The sequence below is a fragment of the Paraburkholderia sp. GAS41 genome, assembly GCF_050436545.1.
In the GTDB taxonomy this organism is placed as follows: domain Bacteria; phylum Pseudomonadota; class Gammaproteobacteria; order Burkholderiales; family Burkholderiaceae; genus Paraburkholderia.
Window position 1 is genome coordinate 411,292 of record NZ_JBNDMK010000001.1, and the last position, 19,916, is coordinate 431,207.

Annotated in this window: 16 protein-coding genes and 1 pseudogene; 5 read left to right on the forward strand and 12 right to left on the reverse strand. The window is 63.9% G+C overall.

From position 1 onward, the window contains the following. Positions 1-153: 153 nt before the first annotated feature. From P3T43_RS01900 to P3T43_RS01910, 3 genes are all read right to left on the reverse strand, one after another. Positions 154-1,329 (reverse strand): tetratricopeptide repeat protein, encoded by a 1,176-nt coding sequence (locus P3T43_RS01900; protein ID WP_429279319.1) that lies wholly within the window; start codon positions 1,327-1,329, stop codon positions 154-156. Positions 1,330-1,446: 117 nt separating this feature from the next. Next, entirely contained in the window at positions 1,447-2,127 is a 681-nt protein-coding gene (locus P3T43_RS01905) for a PspA/IM30 family protein (protein ID WP_429279320.1), read from the reverse strand. A 367-nt stretch (positions 2,128-2,494) separates the two neighbouring features. After that, positions 2,495-3,079: a plasmid mobilization protein gene (locus tag P3T43_RS01910; RefSeq protein WP_429279321.1), complete on the reverse strand. Its 585-nt coding sequence runs from the start codon at positions 3,077-3,079 to the stop codon at positions 2,495-2,497. Between the two features lie 436 nt (positions 3,080-3,515). Between P3T43_RS01910 and P3T43_RS01915 the strand changes: the two genes are divergently transcribed. Next, entirely contained in the window at positions 3,516-5,993 is a 2,478-nt protein-coding gene (locus tag P3T43_RS01915; RefSeq protein WP_429279322.1) for a penicillin-binding protein 1A, read from the forward strand. A gap of 366 nt (positions 5,994-6,359) precedes the next feature. Beyond that, positions 6,360-7,238 carry a lipid A biosynthesis lauroyl acyltransferase gene (locus tag P3T43_RS01920; protein WP_429279323.1) on the forward strand — a complete coding sequence of 293 codons (879 nt, stop codon included), beginning with the start codon at positions 6,360-6,362 and terminating at the stop codon, positions 7,236-7,238. Here the strand turns inward: P3T43_RS01920 and P3T43_RS01925 are convergent. Genes P3T43_RS01925 through P3T43_RS01935 form a run of 3 tightly spaced genes read right to left on the reverse strand, consistent with a single transcriptional unit; the run spans position 7,201 to position 13,006 of the window. Next, entirely contained in the window at positions 7,201-8,682 is a 1,482-nt protein-coding gene (locus tag P3T43_RS01925; protein WP_429279590.1) for an efflux transporter outer membrane subunit, read from the reverse strand. The genes P3T43_RS01920 and P3T43_RS01925 overlap by 38 nt on opposite strands. Positions 8,683-8,732: 50 nt before the next feature. Then, on the reverse strand, positions 8,733-11,864 hold the full coding sequence (locus P3T43_RS01930; RefSeq protein ID WP_429279324.1) for an efflux RND transporter permease subunit: 3,132 nt from the start codon (positions 11,862-11,864) through the stop codon (positions 8,733-8,735). Next, positions 11,861-13,006: an efflux RND transporter periplasmic adaptor subunit gene (locus P3T43_RS01935; protein ID WP_429279325.1), complete on the reverse strand. Its 1,146-nt coding sequence runs from the start codon at positions 13,004-13,006 to the stop codon at positions 11,861-11,863. Before P3T43_RS01935 ends, P3T43_RS01930 begins: the two co-directional genes overlap by 4 nt. 214 nt (positions 13,007-13,220) lie before the next feature. Here P3T43_RS01935 and P3T43_RS01940 point away from each other — a divergent pair, with 214 nt between their 5' ends. Continuing rightward, positions 13,221-13,844, forward strand: coding sequence for a TetR/AcrR family transcriptional regulator (locus tag P3T43_RS01940; protein WP_429279326.1), 624 nt, complete (start codon positions 13,221-13,223; stop codon positions 13,842-13,844). A 25-nt stretch (positions 13,845-13,869) separates the two neighbouring features. On the opposite strand, the gene P3T43_RS01945 is transcribed toward P3T43_RS01940, so the two are convergent. After that, the gene (locus tag P3T43_RS01945) at positions 13,870-14,082 is read right to left on the reverse strand and encodes a hypothetical protein (protein ID WP_429279327.1); all 213 of its coding nucleotides are present in this window, start codon (positions 14,080-14,082) and stop codon (positions 13,870-13,872) included. A gap of 429 nt (positions 14,083-14,511) precedes the next feature. On the opposite strand from P3T43_RS01945, the pseudogene P3T43_RS01950 reads away from it, so the two are divergent. Continuing rightward, positions 14,512-15,486: pseudogene (locus P3T43_RS01950) on the forward strand (LysR family transcriptional regulator); the annotation flags it as partial. 218 nt (positions 15,487-15,704) lie between these two features. Here P3T43_RS01950 and P3T43_RS01955 read toward each other — a convergent pair. From P3T43_RS01955 to P3T43_RS01965, 3 genes are all read right to left on the reverse strand, one after another. Further along, entirely contained in the window at positions 15,705-16,475 is a 771-nt protein-coding gene (locus P3T43_RS01955; RefSeq protein ID WP_429279328.1) for an SDR family oxidoreductase, read from the reverse strand. Between the two features lie 82 nt (positions 16,476-16,557). Then, the gene (locus tag P3T43_RS01960; protein ID WP_429279329.1) at positions 16,558-17,412 is read right to left on the reverse strand and encodes an alpha/beta fold hydrolase; all 855 of its coding nucleotides are present in this window, start codon (positions 17,410-17,412) and stop codon (positions 16,558-16,560) included. A gap of 126 nt (positions 17,413-17,538) precedes the next feature. Next, the gene (locus P3T43_RS01965; RefSeq protein WP_429279330.1) at positions 17,539-18,258 is read right to left on the reverse strand and encodes an alpha/beta fold hydrolase; all 720 of its coding nucleotides are present in this window, start codon (positions 18,256-18,258) and stop codon (positions 17,539-17,541) included. A gap of 172 nt (positions 18,259-18,430) precedes the next feature. Between P3T43_RS01965 and P3T43_RS01970 the strand changes: the two genes are divergently transcribed. Next, on the forward strand, positions 18,431-19,063 hold the full coding sequence (locus tag P3T43_RS01970; protein WP_429279331.1) for a CGNR zinc finger domain-containing protein: 633 nt from the start codon (positions 18,431-18,433) through the stop codon (positions 19,061-19,063). A 37-nt stretch (positions 19,064-19,100) separates the two neighbouring features. Here the strand turns inward: P3T43_RS01970 and P3T43_RS01975 are convergent, their stop codons facing one another. Both P3T43_RS01975 and P3T43_RS01980 read right to left on the reverse strand, forming a co-directional pair. Beyond that, entirely contained in the window at positions 19,101-19,331 is a 231-nt protein-coding gene (locus P3T43_RS01975; protein WP_429279332.1) for a DUF2795 domain-containing protein, read from the reverse strand. Positions 19,332-19,401: 70 nt separating this feature from the next. Further along, positions 19,402-19,653 carry a hypothetical protein gene (locus tag P3T43_RS01980; protein WP_429279333.1) on the reverse strand — a complete coding sequence of 84 codons (252 nt, stop codon included), beginning with the start codon at positions 19,651-19,653 and terminating at the stop codon, positions 19,402-19,404. Positions 19,654-19,916: the final 263 nt, after the last annotated feature.

Here is a 19,916-nt window from a genome sequence, read left to right on the forward strand (position 1 = left end):
CGCACAGCGCGCGGCGCCTATCCGGTTTGAATCGCCCATAAAAAAACAGGCTCCATGACGAATGGAGCCTGTTTTCAGGGGTATTTCGCACATCGCTGCGTCCGACGCACCGGCGCGTTGCGCCTCACGGCGCAGCGCCCATTGAGCGCTCGCTCAGGTATCGCTCCAGCCACCGGAGTCGTCGCTGCCCATGTCGACGCCGCCACCGCCGCTGCCGTCGTCCCAGTCGTTCGAACCCTGGCCGAAATCGAGGCCACCGCCGTTATTGCCATTGTCATTGTTGCCGCCACGACGGCGCGATTCGTCGTCTTCGACGATCACTTCGCGTTCACGGCCCGAATTCAGCGCTTCGCCCAGCAGCACGCCGGTCAACAGACCGCCCATGCCGCCGCCGAAACCGCCGCCGCCTTGCTGCACGATAACCTGCGGCGGTTGCTGCGGCGGGTAAGGATAGGGCGCTTGCGGCGGATTGCCGAAGCGCTCGGCCTCGCGCGCGTAGGCGGAGTCGCTCGAGCCGGCCGGCGCGGCCGCGTACGGGTCGGGGCGGCCTTCGGCGCGAGCCTTGAGGCTCGCGACACGCTGCTCGAGTTCGTCGAGCTGGTACGGCGGCACGGGATTCTTGCTGTTCGACAGTGCTTCAACGAGGCTGCGCAACTGGTCTTCCGTGCCTTCGACTTCCCTCGCCAGCGCCTCGTGTCCCACCGCGGTGGAAAGCTTCACGTCGAGCTTGAGCGAACGCACGGCGTTCAGCAGGTCGGTGGCACGTTTGAGCTGGACGCGACGATCGTCGTCGGCACGCGAGTCGTCCTGCGTGCGGGCGCGGCGCAACGTCCAACGCAGCACCAGCGCAATCGCAGCGATCAGCACGATGATGCCGATCCACATGCCCATGGACGGACCGTGCCGCTCAGGCGCCTGCGGCACCATGGCGGACTGCTGCTGTACCGAACCGGTGTTCTGCTGGGCGAACGGATTGCGGGTGTGGCCGGTTGCGGCGCCACCTTGTTCCGCGTCGCGCCGGATGCGCGCTTCGGTCTGGGCGAAACGCGTCGGGTCGGTGAAGCGGATTTGCGGATCGAGCGTCTTGGCCTGCTGGATCTGTGCGAGGGCGTCGCCGGAGCGGCCTTCGCGATCCAGCACCTGGGCGTAGAGATAGTGCGCATGCGCGTTGTTCGGATGCGCCTGCAGCACTTCGGTCAAGCCGGCGTCGGCCTGTTGCCAGTTGTCCTGAGCCATGGCGGATTCGATCTGCTGGGCAGTCGGCACGGCGAAGGCCGCACCTGACACCAGCATCAGCGACGCGAACATGGCTGCGAGAAATTTTTTCATGTGTCGGACCGGACGGCTTGACGCCCGTCTCCATGTCAATCGAAGCTCCAGGGTGACACGCAGCGCCGCACGGAGCGCCGGCGCTGCGTCACCTCCGGTGTACTGCTTGCCCGCGTATTACTGCGCCGGCGTGTTCAACTGCTTCTTCAACGCTTCCAGGCGGTCGTCGACGGAAGGGCCGCGATTCAGATCGGCGAGCTTGTCGTCGAGCGCCTTGCCGCTTTTGACGTCGGCGGAATTCAGACGGGCGTCCGAGCGTGCGTTCGACAGCGCCACCTTGTCTTCGAGCTTCTGGAAATCGTCGGAGAGATTGCGTCCGCCAATACCGCCAAGCGCCGTGGCCGCGACGTCCTTGGCCTGGGCGATCTGCTGCTTGGCCTGCAGGATGCTCGAGCGTGCGTTCAGGTCGTTGCGACGGCCGCGCATGTCTTCGATCTGGCTCTTCAACTGATCGACCGACGGCTCAAGCGACGCGAGTTCCTTGGCGAGCGCATCCCGTTCCGTTTCCGCCGTCGCTTGTGCTCCGAGCGCCTCACGGGCAAGCGCTTCGTCGCCTGATTGCAGCGCGCGCTTCGCGCCGTCTTCGTACTTCTTTGCCTTGTCGGCGGCAACGTCGCGCTTGCTTTGCTGGGTGGCGACCTGCGCCTGGATCTCGATCAGCGAGTTCTCCGCCTTCGCAATGCTTTCATCGAGCTCGCGCACGATCTGGCGCGAATCGCGCGACGGGTCCTGCACGGAATCGGCAGCGTCGTTCAGGAGACCTTTAAGCGTGCGCGAGATGCTGTCAAATAGCGACATGAATACCTCCGTAGAATGAAATCGGCGCTGAGTGCCTGGCGCGTTCAACCACTTGTGACAACTAGTTTACGCTGCTGCGCGCGGTATTGCGCGAGCAACCGGTGCGGAAGTCGGGGCTCGCGCGCCAAATGCAATAGCGGCATTGCAAATTGTTTGGCGAGCGCATTGCGCCTGCGTGTCAAGTCATGTCGAGCGCCAGCCAGACGGGCTCAGCAACTGGCGGCTATTACACCACGGGTTGCCTTAAAAGCGGCTTAAAGCGGCGTTTCTTGCGAGTTTCTCGCGTCGATTCGCGGTCTAAGCCAGCGGAATATTTCAAGGTTTGTAAACTTGCGACGCGAAATGCATCGCACGGGATGCGCAGGGCTCAGGCAAACCGCCCGTCTTCCGCGGCAGGATCGTTGCGCGGATCGTCTTCGTCGGGCGTCGGATCGAGGCGCACGCGCCGACGCAGCGTGAGCGGCGTAACCGGTGCGACGACCGGCGGCGTAGCGGTTGGAGTCTGCGGTGCTTGAGGCGCAGTCGCGGCCGCTTTCGCCGCGGCGACGCGCGCCACGGCCTGCGCATCCGCCATGGCCTGTTCTTCTTCGGGCGTGCGCACCAGCGCCGCGAGGACATCGGCGGGCAGCAGGGACTCGTGTGCCGCGTTCGGTTCGGCTGCCGTGGCGGCGGGCGCGCCCTTCTTCAGCACGGCGGGCAGGGCAGCATGAGCGTTGCCGGTGGCGCGCGCGACCCGCTGCAACGCCTCGTTGAGCGCGTCCGGTTCGCGCGGCGCGCGCATCCGGTCGACGATGCCAGCCGCCTTGACCTGTTCGCTGGTCGCGCCGAAACTCAGCACCGCGCGCCGCATCAACTCGCTGACGCTGATGCCGAGTTGCTCCGCGCTGGCGGCAATCGCGCGCTTCTGCGCGGGTGTCACGAATACGACGATGCGTTCGCTAGGCTTGTTCATAGTCTGCTCGCGTGCTTGTTGGCGTCGAACGGCTGATTTTTCGCGCGGCCGCGCTTTCCCCACGCGACGAGTCCATCATAAGGCGAGTTGCCCGGATGCGAAACGGGCGGTACATGAAAATCCCGTGACATCAATGGCTTGGATTGTTTCCAGGGGACTTGTCCACAGCCCTATGAACAATTTCTGTGTATAACCTGCAACGGCCCGCGTAGTAAGGCGGTAGCGGGTTTGGGCGAAACCTTGCCAAGGAATTCTTACAAAAAAATCGTCTTGGCCCTCTCTCGATTTCTTTAAAATGCGCTGTTACGTTGCGCCGGGACCCGTCTGGGCGGGGCCCTGTCCGGGCGCGCCGTGGGGCCAGCCGGGGGCGTCAGGCCGCGCGGTGGTATCAGCCGCCCGCAGAAAGGCGTGGAGTCAAGCGCCAACTATTCGAGTCATGCCAATCATCAAACGACCGCAATCCGCAAATTCTCCGGGTGGTGAAGACCGGGATCCCTACCACCGCAACTCAGGACGCAACGACGCTTCGCGCGACGAGCCGCACCGCCGTTCGCTGGGCGCGCGTATCGCGCTGAGCTTCGTCGGCCTGCTGGCGACCATCGCAGTGGTCGGCGCGTTGATTCTCGGCTATGCGCTCGTCGTGATGGGGCCGCAACTGCCGTCGCTCGACGCGCTGACCAACTATCAGCCGAAGGTGCCGCTGCGCGTCTATACGGCCGACCACGTGCTGATAGGCGAATTCGGCGAAGAGCGGCGCAATCTGGTGCGCTTCCAGGACATTCCGGACCAGATGAAGAAAGCGGTGCTCGCCATCGAGGACTACCGCTTCTACGAACATGGCGGCGTCGACTTCGTCGGTATCCTGCGCGCCGGTTCAGCCGACCTGCTGCACGGCGGCGCATCGCAGGGCGCGAGCACGATCACCATGCAGGTGGCGCGTAACTTCTTCCTCTCCAGCGAGAAGACCTACACGCGCAAGATCTACGAAATGCTGCTCGCCTACAAGATCGAGCGCGCCTTGACGAAGGACCAGATCCTCGAGCTATACATGAACCAGATTTATCTGGGCGAGCGGGCCTACGGTTTTTCGGCCGCCGCGCGCGTGTATTTCGGCAAGGATCTGAAAGATCTGTCGCTCGCCGAATGCGCGATGCTTGCAGGGCTGCCGAAGGCGCCGTCCGCGTATAACCCGGTGGTCAATCCGAAGCGCGCCAAGATCCGTCAGGAATACATCCTGAAGCGCATGCTCGAACTGAACTACATCACGCAGGACCAGTACGACACGGCGGTCAAGGAAGAGATCCGCACCAAGAACCCGGGCAACGAATACAGCGTCCACGCCGAGTATGTGGCGGAAATGGTCCGTCAGATGATGTACGCGCAGTACAAGGACGAGACCTACACGCGCGGTCTGAACGTGATTACTACGATCGACTCGGCGGACCAGGACGCCGCGTACCACGCGGTACGTAAAGGCGTGATGGATTACGAGCGCCGTCACGGATATCGCGGGCCGGAAGGCTATGTCGATTTGCCGTCGCCCGGCGACGATCGCGATCAGGACATCGACGATGCCCTGACCGATCACCCGGACAACGGCGAGATCGTCGCGGCCGTGGTGACGTCGGCCAACCCGAAGGAAGTGAAGGCGCAGTTTCTCGACGGCACCGAAGCGACCATCAACGGCGACGGCCTGCGCTTCGTGACCGCCGCGCTGAGCGCGCGCGCCGCCGCGGCGCAGCGTATCAAGCCGGGTTCGATTATTCGCCTCGTCGCGGACGACAAGGGCAACTGGCAGATCACCCAATTGCCGCAGGTGGAAGGCGCGCTGGTGTCGCTGACGCCGCAGGACGGGGCGATTCGCGCGCTGATCGGCGGTTTCGATTTCAACAAGAACAAGTTCAACCACGTGACCCAGGCATGGCGTCAACCGGGCTCGAGTTTCAAGCCGTTTATCTATTCGGCCTCGCTCGACAAGGGCCTGGCACCCGCGACGATCATCAACGACGCGCCGCTGTATTTCCCGCCGAGCACGCCTGGCGGCGACCCGTGGGAGCCGAAGGACGACGACCAGCCGGACGGTCCGATGACGATGCGTGTGGCGCTGGAGAAATCGAAGAACCTGGTGTCGATTCGCATTCTGTCGTTCATCGGCACGAAGTACGCGCAGGACTTCGTGACGCAGCGTTTCGGTTTCGACGCCGACAAGACGCCGCCCTATCTGCCGATGGCGCTCGGCGCGGGGCTCGTCACGCCGCTGCAGTCGGCGGGGGCGTACTCGGTGTTTGCCAACGGCGGCTACCGGATCAACCCGTACCTGATCGCCGAGGTGACCGATGCGCGCGGCGAGCCGATTTCGAAGGCGCAGCCGTTGACGGCGGGCCGCGACGCGCCGCGTACGATCGAAGCGCGTAACGCCTACATCATGAACAGCCTGCTGCACTCGGTGGCGACGGCGGGGACGGGCGCGGGCACCAACGTACTGAAGCGTTCGGACCTGCAGGGCAAGACCGGCACGACCAACGACGCCAAGGACGGCTGGTTCGCCGGTTATCAGCAGTCGCTGGTGGCGGTGGCCTGGATGGGCTACGACCAGCCGAAGAGCCTGGGCAGCCGCGAATTCGGCGCGCAACTCGCGTTGCCGATCTGGGTGGACTACATGGGCAAGGCGCTGCGCGGCGTGCCGCAAGCCGAGCCGGCCATGCCCGATACGGTGGCGAGCGTCGACGGCGAACTGTTCTATTCGGATATGACGCCGGGCAACGGTTTCGTCGCCAGCATCGGCCTCGATTCGGCCAATCCGCTGGCCGGTGCCAGCGATGCCGTGGGCGGCGTGGGTCCAGCGGGCATGACGCCGCCGGACGTCTCGTCGGGCGAGAAGCAGCAGATCATGGACATGTTCAGCAAACACTGACGCGGCGGGCGTGTCGGGGCTCAATATGAACCCGCGACACGTCATGTTTCGCGGCACGATGCGCCGCCAGCCGTGGCGGCCGCGCGAATGAACAGGGTGGCGCGACGTCAGTCGCCCACCGGCCCGGCGTCGAACCAATACGTTGTAATGTAACTTCTACCTGATAGTGCGCCGGACAGGGGCAATTCGGGCTACTATCTAATCCTCATACGTAATCTCCAGGCTCGCTGACCCGCGAGATCACCCGCTGTTCCACCAAAGCGCCGCGCGCTACCCGGTTTTGACGCGCGCGCATGCCACTTCGCGGCGCGTCCTGCTTGCCCAAAACGAAGTGTTTGCAACATCGCTCTCAACCGGGATCCTTTCGTGAAAAGCCGAATTCTCATCGTCCTGATGACAGGACTGTTGCGCGCGTTCGCGTTCCTGCCTTACGGCGTGCTCGCGCGCCTTGGCACCGGAATCGGCGCGCTGCTGTACCGCATTCCGAGCACGCGCCGCCGCGTCGTCCACACCAATCTGAAACTCTGCTTCCCCGACATGAGCGAGGGCGATCGCGAGCGCCTCGCGCGCGCGCATTTTTGCCACGTGATCCGCAGCTACGTCGAACGCGGGCCGCAGTGGTTCGGCAATGCGCAGGCCATTTCGCGGCTGGTGGAAGTGGAAAGCGCCATCGACCTGGCTGAAGCCCATGCGCGGCCGACGATTTTCGTCGGCTTTCACTTCGTCGGGATCGAGGCCGGTTGCATGATGTACTCGACACGTCATCCGGTCGCTTCGTTGTACACACCGATGTCGAACGTGGTGTTCGATGAAATGGCCAGGCGCCAGCGCGGCCGTTTCGGCACCGAGATGATTCCGCGCAGCGACAGTGTGCGGCGCGCGTTGCGCGTGCTGCGCGACGGCAAGCCGGTAATGCTGGCCGCGGACATGGACTTTGGTTTGCGTGACTCGGTGTTCGTGCCGTTCTTCGGCGTGCCGGCCTGCACGCTCACTTCCGTATCGCGTCTTGCCAAAGCGGGCAATGCGCGGGTCGTTCCGTTCGTCACGGAGGTCCTGCCGGATTACCGCGGCTACAAGCTGACTATCTTCGAAGAACTAAGCAATTTCCCGTCGGACGATACAACGGTCGATGCGCGCCGGATCACCGAATTTCTCGAGTCGCAGGTCCGGCGGATTCCGGCGCAATACTATTGGGTGCACAAGCGCTTCAAGCACCGGCCGGTGGGGGAGCCGGCGGTGTATTGAGCGGCTTCGAACCGGTCGCTGTATCCGTTGCCGCCGCCTCGACAGGCGGCGTCCCCATCGCCTGAAACAGCGCCGCTGTATCGGTCAGCCGCGCGCCCGTATAGCGGATCTCGTCGAGCCTGGCATTGCGGAACTGCTGCTCGCTCGAACGCGCCGCAGTGACCGGCACCGCTCCCAGCCGGTAGCGGGCGGCGGTCTCATCGGCGATGCCCTGTGCTGCACGGGCGGCCACGTTGGCGGCATCGAGCGCCTGCGCGTCGTGTTCGAGCGCGGCCAGTGTATCGGCGACGTTCTGGAACGCGGCCAGCACCGTTTGCTTGTACTGCTCGGTGGTGGCGTCGTACGTCGCCAGCGCCGCGCGCCGTTGCGCGAGCAGCGCGCCGCCGTGGAAGATCGGCTGCGACAGCGTGCCCGCCACGGCCCAGATCGCGCCGGCGCCGGACAGCGCCGCCGGCCAGCTAAAACCGCCTTGCCCCATCGAGGCCGTCAGCGAGAGGTTCGGATACATCTGTGCCGTGGCGACGCCCACATCCGCTGCGGCCGCCTTGAGCGCGGCGTCGGCAGCCTGTACATCCGGGCGCGCGCGCAGCAACTCCGACGGCACCACCACCGGCACCTGCTCCGGCACATGCAACTGCGTCAGATCGAGATCGGGCGGTGCGGCATCGGGCGTGCGGCCGATCAGCACCGCGAGCGCATGCCGCGTCGTGGTCCACTGTTGCTGCAGGCCCGGCAACGAGGCCGAGAGCGTCGCCGCACTCTGTTGCGCGTTCAACATGTCCGCATGCGAAATCGCACCGAGGGCGTAGCGCCGCGCCGCGTCGCGCGCGTCGTCATTGGCGAGCGAGACGAGCCGCTCGGTGGTGTCGATCTGCGCATGCAGCGCGGCGGCGGTAATTGTCGCGCTGACGATATTGGCCGCCAGCGCGCGCCGCGCCGATTCCAGCTGGTAGACCTGCACGTTCACGCGCGACGCGAGCGCGGCATTGGCGAGCCGCGAGGCGCCGAACAGGTCGATCGTGTAATGCGCCTGCAACTGACCAACGAAGGTGTTGTACAGGAACGTATTCGGTCCTAGCTCGGGAACCGCCAACGCGCGTTGCCGGGCGCCTTGCGCCACGGCATCGATGGTGGGCAGCATCGACGCGCCGATCTGGCCGCGCAATTGTTCGCGCGCAGCCGTCAGGCTCTTGTCCGTGGCCGCCAGCGTCGGGCTGTTGCGTAGACCTTCGTCGACCAGCGCGTTCAGGTCGTCGGACTGGTAGAGACGCCACCACGTGGGCACGGGCCTCGCGCCCACTACGAACTGCTGCGTGACGCCTTGCGCGGCGACGGTTTCACTCACCTGTGGCGCGCTGCCGTAATGCGCCGGTTGCGGCATCGCGGGCGCGTCGCCGTTCGGGCCGAACGAGCAGGCCGCGAGCGCGAGGATGCCGCCGCTCATCACGAGGGCGCGGAACGGCCCGGCAGGATTGCAGAAAGAAGTCGCCATGATCAGTTTCCCGAATGCGATGCTTGTGTCGCGGCAGCCGGCGGTTCGCGTTCGTCGCCGCGCACCCGGAACCAGGCCGCGTAAAGCGCGGGCAGATAGAACAGCGTGAGCACCGTGGCGCTGGTGATGCCGCCCATCAGCGCGGTGGCCATCGGTCCGAAGAAGTTCGAGCGCAACAGCGGAATCAGCGCCAGCACGGCCGCCGCCGCGGTCAGCGTAATCGGCCGGAAACGCCGGACCGTGGCGCCGACGATGGCATCGAAGCGTTGGTGTCCGGCGGCGATGTCCTGCTCGATCTGATCGACCAGAATCACCGAGTTGCGCATGATGATGCCGAACATGGCAATCACGCCGAGCATCGCCACGAAGCCGAATGGCTGGCCGAACAGCAGCAGCGTGGCGACCACGCCGATCAGGCCGAGCGGGGCGGTCAGCACCACCATCAGCACGCGCGCGAAACTCTGCAACTGCACCATCAGAAGCACCAGCACGGCGATGACCATGATCGGCATCTGCGCATTGATCGAGGTTTGCCCCTTGCCGCTTTCTTCCACCGAGCCGCCCACTTCGATGCGGTAACCGACCGGCAACGTCGCACGGATCTGGGCCAGCGCATGGTCGACGCTATGTGTCACGTCGATGCCTTGCGCGTTGCCGGTGACGTCCGATTGCACCGTGATGGTCGGTTGCCGGTCGCGTTCCCAGATCACGCCATATTCGAGGTCGTAGCGGATATGACCGAGCGTGCCGAGCGGCACCGGACCATTCGGCGTGGGCATGGCCAGCGTGACGAGTTGCGCGGGATCGACGCGTTCGGTCTTCGGTGCGCGCAGGTCCACGCTGATCAGCTTGTCGCGTTCGCGGTATTGCGTGACCGTATAACCGGACAGCGTCATGGCAAGGAAGCTCGACACGTCGTCTGAACTCACGCCCAGCTCGCGCGCCTTTTTCTGATCGATCTCGAAGCGCACCGAGCGCTCGGCGGGCTCGTCCCAGTCGAACTGGACGTTGGTGGTGCGCTGATCCGCGCGCATCGTCGCGGCGACGCGTTCGGCGATCGAGCGTACGGTGGCGATGTCGTCGCCACTGACGCGGAACTGCACCGGATAGCCCACCGGCGGCCCATTTTCGAGCCGTGACAGGCGTGTGCGGATAGCCGGGAACTGGTTGCGCAATTCCGGTTCGAGCCATTGCGCGAGCTTCTCGCGGTCCTTGACCGATTTCGCCGTGATGACGAACTGCGCGAAATTCGGCTGTTGCAGTTGCTGGTCGAGCGGCAGATAGAAGCGCGGCGCGCCCTGGCCCACGAAGTCCACCGTGTGATCGATTTCCGGGCGGCCCACCAGCGCCTTTTCGAGCCGCTCTGCCTGGCGCAAGGTTGCCTCGAACGATGCGCCTTCAGGCAGCCGGACGTCGACCAGCAATTCGGGCCGGTCCGAACTCGGGAAGAACTGCTGCGGCACCAGCGTGAAGCCCAGCAGCGAAACCACGAACAGCGCGACCGTGATGATCAGCACCACGAAGCGCCGTTCGATACACCAGGTAATCCAGCCACGCAGCCGCTTGTAGAAACGCGTGTCGTAGATGTCGTGTTCGTAGTCGTGTGCTTCGTGTTGCTGGCGCTGGCGCTCCGGCAACAGGTGATAGCCCAGCAACGGAATCAGCACCACGGCGGCGAGCCACGACGCGATCAGCGCTATCGCCGAGACCTCGAAAATAGAGCGCGTGTATTCGCCGGTGCTGGACTTCGCGAGCGCGATTGGCAGAAAGCCCGAGACCGTGACGAGCGTGCCGGTCAGCATTGGAAAGGCGGTGCTGGTGTACGCGAACGCGGCGGCGCGGGTCCGGTTCCAGCCCTGTTCGAGCTTCACCGACATCATCTCGACCGCGATGATCGCATCGTCCACCAGCAGCCCGAGCGCGAGCACGAGCGTGCCGAGCGACACCTTGTGCAAGCCGATATCGAACAGATACATGCACAGCGCGGTCACCGCGAGCACGATCGGAATGGAGATGACGACGACCATGCCGGTGCGCACGCCCAGTGAGACGAGACTCACCACCAGCACGATCGCAATCGCCTCGGCCACCGCCTCCAGAAAGTCGTCCACCGACTTCGCGACCGCATGCGGCATGCTCGACACTTCGACGAGTTTGAGACCAGCGGGAAGATAGGCGCGCAGGGTCGTAGACTCCTTGTCGAGCGCCTTCCCGAGCTGGATCACGTCGCCGCCCGGCTGCATCGTCACGCCGATGCCGAGCACGGCCTTGCCGCCATAACGCATCTGCGTCGATACCGGATCGTCATAGCCGCGTTTGATGGTGGCAATATCGCCGAGGCGAAACGAGCGGTTGTTGATGCGGATCAGCGTGTCGGCGAGCGCGTTGACGTCTTTGAACTGGCCGGTCGGGCGCACGAACACGCGGTCGTCGAAGGTGGTCAAGGTGCCGGCCGGCGACACGCTGTTCTGCGAATTGATCGCCTGCGCAATCTGCTGCGGCGAGACGTTCAGACGCGTGAGTTGCGTGTTGGCGATCTCGATGTAGATATGCTGGTCAGGATCGCCGAAGTAATCGACCTTGGCCACACCCGGCACACGCAACAGCACTGTGCGCAATTCGTCCGCATAGTCGTGCAGTTGTGCGGCGGAAAAGCCGTCACCTTCGAGCGTATAGATGTTGGTGTAGACATCGCCGAATTCGTCATTGAAGAACGGACCCTGGATGCCCTGCGGCAGCGTGGCGGCGATATCGCCGACCTTCTTGCGCACCTGGTACCAGGTCTGCGGCACTTCCTTGACGGGCGCGGAATCCTTCATCGAGAAGAACATCAGCGATTCGCCGGGGCGCGAATAGCTGCGCGCGAAGTCGATATACGGCGTTTCCTGCAGCTTGCGGCCGATGCGGTCGGTCACCTCTTCCTGCACCTGGCGCGCGGTGGCGCCGGGCCAGAAGGTGCGGATCACCATCACGCGGAACGTGAACGGCGGGTCTTCCGACTGCGCGAGTTTCGTATAAGCGAGGATTCCGAAGGCGGTGGCGAGCGCGATCAGAAATACCACCAGCGCCTGATGACGCAGCGCCCACGCGGACAGGTTGAAGCGTCCCTCTTCGTATTCATGCGGTGTGCTCATGAAGCGAAGTCCTCGGGATGCAGCGGGGCGATCGGGTGAACGGTCTCGCCGGCCGTCACCGTATGCACGCCCTGCAGCACGACGCGTTCGCCGTCTTTCAGGCCACCGGAGATGGCGACGGTGCGTTCGTCATAGCGCGTGACCTGCACATGGCGTAGCTCCAGCACGTTGTTGCCGTTATGCACGACCCAGACCGCGACGTCGGTGCCGTCGTGAAACAGCGCGGTGGCGGGCAGCGTGAACGAGGCGGCGGGTTGTGCCGCGGTGTGGCCGGCGTTGAGCGCGACGTCGGCCGTCATGCCGAGCCGCACGTCCGCGCTGGGTTCGAGCAGCGTGAGGTTCGCGCGATAGGTGCGGCTTTGCGGATCGGCCGCCGGCGAGAGTTCGCGCACGCGGGCGTTGAAGCTGCGCCCCGGCAGCGCCGCCAGCGTGACCTTCGCGGTCTGGCCGACGGCGAGCGCGCCGAGCGTGCTTTCGGGCACATCGACGACGACATCGATATCGCCGCTCCACGCGAGGTTATAGACGGCTTGTCCCGACGAGACGTTTTGCCCGGTCTGCGCGTTTTCGGCCGTAATCACGCCAGCGTGATCCGCGAGCAGGTCGGTGTACTGCAACTGGTTTTTCTGCAGCGCGGCTTGCTGGGCCGCCTGATCGCGCTGGGCCAGCGCGGAGGCATAGGCGTTGGTGGTCTGTTCGAGTTGCGCGGCCGAAATCAGGTTTTCGCGCGCCTGCGCCTGGTCGCGATCGAGTTGCTGCTTCGCAAACACCAGGCCATGCTGCGCGGCGTCGAGTTGCGCCAGGGCGCTGGCGGCGCTCTTTTGCGCGTCAGCGGGGTCGAGGCGGGCCACGACTTCGCCGAGCTTCACGGTGTCGCCGAGGCGCACATGCCGCTCGACGATCTTGCCGGCGATCCGGAACGACAGCGGTGTCGAGTAACGTGCCTGCACTTCGCCGGGCAACGACGCCGCGAGTGGGCTGCCGTCGGCATGGGCGGCGGCCACCACCACCGGGCGCGGCGCGGGCGCAGCGGCCTGTTCCTGGTGACAGGCGCCCAGCATGACGAGCCCGGCCAGCATGAGCGCGTAGCCGAGGCTGCGAGCGGGGGTGGAACGGGAATGCGGATGAGTGTGCGCGCGCATCACAGGCAATGCGCTACAACCGGGACGATTCACAATTACCCCAATCAGGAGACAGCGAACGAACACGGCAAGCCACAGCGGCTCACCAGGAGAGCACGTCTGAAACGGTGCGTGCAAGACACCATTGCTTCAAATGATGACTTGCATTCTAATACACACCTGTATCTGAGTGTATAGCCGTATCTGAAATCTTTCCGGTGCTAAACTCTCCAGCATGAAACGCCAACGACTCACACGCGAACAGAGCAAAGATCAGACGCGCCTGCGGCTGCTCGATGCCGCGCAAGCCATCTTTATGAAGAAAGGGTTCGTTGCCGCGAGTGTCGAAGACATCGCGGCGGCGGCGGGTTATACGCGCGGCGCGTTCTATTCGAACTTCCGCAGCAAACCGGAATTGTTCCTGGAATTGCTCAGGCGCGACCATGAGGAGATGCAGGCCGCGCTGGAAAGCATCTTCGAGGAAGGGGCCACGCGCGAATCGATGGAGGCGCAGGTGCTGGCGTATTACAGCAATCTGCCGCGTGACGACAAATGCTTCCTGCTATGGATGGAGGCGAAGCTGCTGGCCGCGCGCGACGGGCGCTTCCGGGTGAAATTCAACGCGTTCCTGCACGAGAAGCTGGAACAGATGAGCGAATATATCCGCGCGTTTTCGGCGCGCGCCGGCACGCCGCTGCTGCTACCAGCGGACACACTGGCGATGGGCTTGATGGGACTGTGCGAAGGCGTGCAGTTCCTGCACACCATCGATCCGCAAAACGTCTCCAGCGATACCGCTGAGGCGGTGCTGGCGGGATTTTTCGCGCGTGTGGTGTTTGGGCGCGACGTGGGGCGCTAAGGGGGCGCTCATGGGGCGCCAAGGCTCAGTCGACCGGCAGATTCGCGCAGGCGTCGGCCACGGGCGCCGAGCAGGCGAACGAATACTGGCTGCTCCATTGCAGGGCGCTCTTGCCCGCATACAGCGTCTCGCGGACGCTCGGGCTGGTTTCGTAGGCGATGAAGGCCGAGCAGGCGAGTGCGGACAACACGACCAGCGAAAATGCGATTTTTTCGAAAACCTGAAAACGATGTGGCATGGCGATATCTTCCTTTCGCCCGCCATGATACCGAAACTTAGGGTTTTTACCTAGTTGATTATCCGGATTGGGCGGATTGGCCGCGAAGCGCGTGCGTCCGGCAGGCGGTTTCCAGTTGCCCAAACATGGTGCGTCCTGCCCGCTTCGCACGCTGAACGGCGTCCAACGTCATCCAATCGTCCTCGCAGTGCCAACCTGACCGTTTTGCCATCTTCAGGTCAGGGTTGGGCCATGAGCGATCGATACAATCAAAGCCGTTGGGCAAGCCTTATTGCGAGCGACTGGCGGCGTGGTTCACACGCACACAGTCCGTCGTCGAGGTGCGATGTCATCCGCTTGTAGTCATCGGCTTGCGTAGTCGCCGACGCTCCGCTTTCGCGCCGCGTCGGTGTTCGTTGGCTTGGCTTGAATAGCGGCAGGAGTGGCCTCATGAATCATCTGCAGTCGATGCGAGTTTTCGTCAAAGTGGCCGAACTCGGGAGCTTTGCCCGGACTGCCAGCACCATGGGTATCTCTACCGCTGTCGTGACCCGCCATGTGGCCGACCTCGAAGAGCGTCTCGGCACGCGGCTGCTCAACCGCACCACCCGCAGCCAGTCGCTGACCGAGTCGGGCCGGGTCTATCTCGAACGCGTGCGTCCCATCCTCGACGATCTGGAAGGCGTCGAGCAGATGGTGGTCGCGCGTAATCACGAGCCGGTCGGCACCTTGCGGATCGTCGCGCCGGTGGTGTTCGGCCTGCATAATTTCGCGCCGGTGCTGCAGTCCTATGCCGAGCGCTATCCAAACGTCATTCCCGATGTCACGCTGGTGGACCGCCATGTCGATCTGGTCGAAGAAGGGTTCGACGTCGGCGTGCTGATCGCGCGGCAGATGCGTAGTGCGAGTATCGTCACGCGGCGCCTGACTACGGGCCACATGACCGTGTGCGCGACGCCCGCGTATTTGCAGAAACACGGCGCGCCGAGCCGTCCTGAGCAGTTGCAGGATCATCCGAGCCTGTCGCTGCCGTCCGAATACGGCGGCGATGAACGCGTGTTCACGCATAGCGACGGCAGCGGCGAAGTGCGGGTGCGGCCAACCAATGCGATCGTGGCCAACAATACGGAAATGCTGCGGCAGTTTGCGCTGCTCGGCATGGGCATCGCCATTCTTCCGAGTTACCTGATTGGCCGCGACCTCGAGCGCGGCCGGTTGGTACGTTTGCTGGGCGCTTATCGCTTGCCGCAGGTCGAGGTGACGATTGCTTATCCGAGCCGCCATCATCTGCCGGCCAAGGTGCGGACCTTCATCGACCATCTGGTTGAGCATTTCAGCCGGATGTCGAGCAACCTGCCGGGCGAACCGGCCAGTGTGCAGGACGCCGCACCGCGCGTCGCGCAAGCGAAACGACCGGTAGCCGACGCGCAGGTCGCGGAGCTGGACTTCGACGATCGCGATGAAGAAGCGTCAAGGGCGCGCGGCAATACGACTGCCGCAGTCTCGCGCAGCACCCTGCGGCCGACACGCATGAGCGGGCAGGCGTCGCCGGTGTGAGCGGTACGCATCGGCGATGACGTGACGTGACGTGACGTGTACCGTCTGACCGCGCCGTCCGTCTGACAGACAGCGCGGTCTCCCGCTCAGATCGACTTCACTTCTCCGCCGTCCATGCGCAGGGTCGAACCTGTCATCCAGCGCGCCGCGGGCGACACGATGAACGCCATCAGGTCGGCAATCTCTTCCGGCGTGCCGTAACGCGTAATCCCCGCTTCAGCCGGAAACCTCGCGGTCGCCTCTTCGACGCTCATGTTGTGCAGCGGTGCCCAATGTTCCAGGTATGAGCGTCGGCGGCCGGTCATCACGGCTCCCGGCAGCACGCTGTTGACCTGTACGCCATCGCCGATGCCGCGATCCGAGAACGCTTTGGCGAGCGCGACGATCGCCGCGTTGATCGTGCCCACGGCTGCGTAGGGCGCTTTGGGAAACAGCGCCGAATTGCCCGACATCAGCACGACCGATCCCGAACTCGCCTTCAACGCCGGCCATGCCGCGATAGTCAGCCGACGCGCGCCGTGCAGCTTGAGTGCGAGGCCGCGGTCCCATTGTTCGTCCGTCATCTCGAGCACGTCGATCTGCGCCACCGCGCCCGCGATATTCAGCACGGCGTCGATCTGCCCGAATCTTGCCAACGTCTGATCGACGACCTGCTGCGCGGCCTCGGGCTCCGACAGATCGAGGTCGAGAACCAGAAACTCGGCGCCTGCTTTCTTCACCTCGATGGCGGTCTCTTCTAGGTTGGCGCGGTTGCGCGCAACCAGCACGACGGCGCCGAAATCCCGTGCCAGCCGGATAGCGGTCGCGCGGCCGATTCCCTGGCTTGCACCCGTGACAATTGCAACTTTGCCGGACATCTTGGTTCTCCTGATTGAGTGAACGAAACCGCGGTTCTGTCAGCGGCGACGCCGCTGACCTGCGGATGCATCAGTGAACGTCTCAGCGATCGAGGAATGCCGAAATGGCAGCGGCAATTTCCGTCGCGTGTGTCTCCAGCGCGAAGTGGCCGGTGTCGAAGAAACGCACCACGGCGCCCGGAATGTCGCGCTTGAATGCCTCGGCGCCGGGAGGCAAGAAGAACGGATCGTTTTTCCCCCATACGGCGAGCAAAGGCGGCTGATGGGTACGGAAATACTGCTGGAACTCGGGGTACAGCGCGACGTTGTTTCGATAGTCGCGGAACAGGTCGAGCTGTACCTCATCCGCGCCGGGCCGGCTCAGATAGAAGTCGTCGAGCGAGTAGCCGTCCGGCGAAACCGAGGCCGGATCGGCGACGCCGTGCGTGTATTGCCACACGGTCGTTTCATGCGTGAGCATCGCCCGCAGCGCTTGCCGGTTCGCCGGCGAAGCGTCCTGCCAATAAGCGCGGATCGGATTCCAGCCGTCGCTCAAACCTTCTTCATACGCGTTGCCGTTCTGCGAAATGATGGCGGTGATGCGTTCGGGGTGTCTGACTGCCAGCCGGAATCCGGTTGGCGCGCCGTAGTCGAATACATAGACTGCAAAGCGATCGAAGCCCACCACTTCGGTGAAACGCTCGATGACCTTGGCAATATTGTCGAACGTATACGCAAAACTGTCGCGGCTCGGCATGTCGGACTGCCCAAAGCCGGGCAGATCCGGCGCAATGATATGAAAGCGGTCCGCGAGCTGCGGGATCAGGTCCCGGAACATATGGCTAGAACTCGGGAAGCCATGCAGAAGCAGCAGCTTCGGGGCGCCGGCGCGGCCGGCTTCACGATAGAACACCTTGAAGCCGTCGACATCGGCATGGCGATAAGTCGTTGCAGTCATGATCTTTCTCCACAGGGGAAGGGGCCAGGCGGGTGATGAAAGGCGTCTTGGCGAGTTTCGCCATCGCGGGTCGCACGCCGTTCGCGGAACATCGCGCGGAAAAACCGCGCAAAAAATCAGTAAGCCTTAACGATCTGTGATGCCGGCTGACCCACGGGCAGAAACCGACCGGACCGCTTCGACGATAACCTCGGTCACCACGTCAGGTGCGGTGACACTCGGCGTGTGATCGACCGGGTGCGAGCGCACCTGAGCATTCATACGGTCTGCCATGAAATGCTGCGTAGCGGGGTTGATCATGCGGTCTTGCTCCGCGATCAGGAACCAGCTCGGACGGTCTTTCCACAACGGGCGTCCAACCGCTTCGCCGATGCACGCCACCGCAATGGGACGTTGCACCGCTGCCAGCACGGCTACCTCCTGCGCGGTCGCGTTCTGGGCAAACGCCTGTCCGAAGGCTTCGTGCGGCAGCCAGATCAACCCGTGAGCGTCCGGCGCAAGCTGCGGTGCCTGCGGATGCGATTCGCCACGATGAAACACCTCGCCCACGGTTTCGCCTTCGTCGGGCGCGAGTGCGGCGACGTACACCAGGGCCGCGACGTTCGCCGCGCGGGTCGCGCCGATCACGCCGCCTGCATACGCATGGCCGGCCAACACCACGGGAGCGTCGATCCGTTCGAGTACGCGGTCGAGCGCAGCCACGTCGTCGCTCAACGAAGTGAGCGGCAGCGACGCCGCGACGCTATGAATACCTTGTTCGCCGAGACGCTCGATCACCTTGCTCCAGCTCGATCCGTCCGCCCATGCACCGTGGACCAGCACGACGCTCACCTCGTTAAACGACATGTTCCGCTCCTATCAAGATAGTGGATGCAGCGTGTGACAGACGGCTGACTACGTTGCGTTTGGTAACCCGTCTATCGATGTTTTAAAGGTTACTTATGATTGATGTAACTTGTCAACGACATTTTTAAAGGTTACAATTTCTCTATCAACACTGCAGATTTGTCACAAGAAAATGGACTACCGTCAGATTCCCGCGATCTTCATCGCCGATGCGCCCGGCCTCGATTTCCTGAATTCGGTTGCGACGCCGATGGATCAGGAAATCGACTGGATCAGCGACGGAGAAGGGCTGCTGGGCTGGCTGCAACAGGCCGGCATGGTGCCGCCCGCCGTGCTCGCGGCCATGCGCGCGCAGTCCACGTCGGCGGAATTCGACGCCGTAGCAGAGCAGGCGCGCGAGCTACGCGAGTGGTTCCGGGTATTTGTGCGGCAGAGGAAAGGGCGGCCACTGGCCGCCGCGGATGTGGATGAGCTTGTGCCGCTCAATCGGCTGCTCGAGCGCGACGAGCGCTATGCAGAGATCGTCAGCAATGAGACGCAAGGGCTCGCAAGATTCGAATTGCGTGCGAAGCGGCGCTGGAAGTCGCCGGAGTCATTGCTGCTGCCCATTGCGGAGGCGTTGGCAAGCCTCGTGTGCGACGAGGATTTCACGCTGGTGAAGGCGTGTGAAGGTGTCCGCTGCACCTTGCTGTTTGCGGATCACACGCGCGGTCATGCGCGTCGCTGGTGCAGCATGGCGATGTGCGGCAACCGTGCCAAGGTCGCGGCGCACCGTCAGCGGCAGAAGGAAAAGGGACGCGTTTGAGTTCGAGGCAGCACCGGCAAGCTGGCAGCGTTGCCGCTCAGCTACTGAGGCCGGGACCGAAATTACCGGCGAGGAATGGTGTTATCGCGGAGAGATCCGCGTAGTCCTGTTCGGGCAGGCCGTCGAGCATCGACAGCACTTCATTGCTGGCGCCGGCATCGCGGGCGATGTCGACGAGGCCGTCCTTGTTGATGGGAAACTTCACTTCACGCAATACGTCGGCGATCTGCAGATCAATGGATTCGCCGGGGATAGCCGGATCGGCCATGCATGCACTCCTCAATGGGGTGAAGATGCGGCTGCGAGGCCGGATGGCCTCGCGCAGGGGCAAGCCGCGCTCAGGTTTGCAGGTGTTCGTTCTGCGCCGTGAAGCCGCGGTCCAGATGACGCGATCGGGGTAGAGCGATGTGTTCCCACTTTTGCGGACGATTCTCGTCCGTCACGGCGACACCCGGCGCCGGCGGAGCAACCGGCGCGGCGTTGGCGCGTTCGGCGGCCACATTGGCGGTGCTATCGAGCGCGGTATGAACCGGCGCCGCGAAGCACGAAGCCGACAGCGTCACCATCACCATCAGTGTCGAGGTTTTCATCGCCCGACCTCCTTGATTCATGCAGCGCAGAGACTGCAGCAAGCACTGTGCCATTCCTGCGGTCGCAGCGGAGGCGCATGCCCAGTGCAGCCACGCTCGCGGCGCGCCGCACTTCTTTCATCTTAGACGGCAAATCTTGCGACTGCCGCACAAAACCGCGCACGACCGTGAAAGACTGCGAGAGCGAAACCGTCCGTGGACCATCATGGCAGAAAAAGGGCGGTTGCGCTCGAATCGAGCGCACGAGGCGCAGCGACCGGACG

Bases quoted from the DNA above. Each gene is read 5' to 3' on its own strand.
- P3T43_RS01900 (WP_429279319.1), bottom strand. From the start codon at position 1,329: ATGAAAAAATTTCTCGCAGCCATGTTCGCGTCGCTGATGCTGGTGTCA.
- P3T43_RS01905 (WP_429279320.1), bottom strand. From the start codon at position 2,127: ATGTCGCTATTTGACAGCATCTCGCGCACGCTTAAAGGTCTCCTGAAC.
- P3T43_RS01910 (WP_429279321.1), bottom strand. From the start codon at position 3,079: ATGAACAAGCCTAGCGAACGCATCGTCGTATTCGTGACACCCGCGCAG.
- P3T43_RS01915 (WP_429279322.1), top strand. From the start codon at position 3,516: ATGCCAATCATCAAACGACCGCAATCCGCAAATTCTCCGGGTGGTGAA.
- P3T43_RS01925 (WP_429279590.1), bottom strand. From the start codon at position 8,682: ATGAGCGGCGGCATCCTCGCGCTCGCGGCCTGCTCGTTCGGCCCGAAC.
- P3T43_RS01930 (WP_429279324.1), bottom strand. From the start codon at position 11,864: ATGAGCACACCGCATGAATACGAAGAGGGACGCTTCAACCTGTCCGCG.
- P3T43_RS01935 (WP_429279325.1), bottom strand. From the start codon at position 13,006: ATGCGCGCGCACACTCATCCGCATTCCCGTTCCACCCCCGCTCGCAGC.
- P3T43_RS01940 (WP_429279326.1), top strand. From the start codon at position 13,221: ATGAAACGCCAACGACTCACACGCGAACAGAGCAAAGATCAGACGCGC.
- P3T43_RS01945 (WP_429279327.1), bottom strand. From the start codon at position 14,082: ATGCCACATCGTTTTCAGGTTTTCGAAAAAATCGCATTTTCGCTGGTC.
- P3T43_RS01955 (WP_429279328.1), bottom strand. From the start codon at position 16,475: ATGTCCGGCAAAGTTGCAATTGTCACGGGTGCAAGCCAGGGAATCGGC.
- P3T43_RS01960 (WP_429279329.1), bottom strand. From the start codon at position 17,412: ATGACTGCAACGACTTATCGCCATGCCGATGTCGACGGCTTCAAGGTG.
- P3T43_RS01965 (WP_429279330.1), bottom strand. From the start codon at position 18,258: ATGTCGTTTAACGAGGTGAGCGTCGTGCTGGTCCACGGTGCATGGGCG.
- P3T43_RS01970 (WP_429279331.1), top strand. From the start codon at position 18,431: ATGGACTACCGTCAGATTCCCGCGATCTTCATCGCCGATGCGCCCGGC.
- P3T43_RS01975 (WP_429279332.1), bottom strand. From the start codon at position 19,331: ATGGCCGATCCGGCTATCCCCGGCGAATCCATTGATCTGCAGATCGCC.
- P3T43_RS01980 (WP_429279333.1), bottom strand. From the start codon at position 19,653: ATGAAAACCTCGACACTGATGGTGATGGTGACGCTGTCGGCTTCGTGC.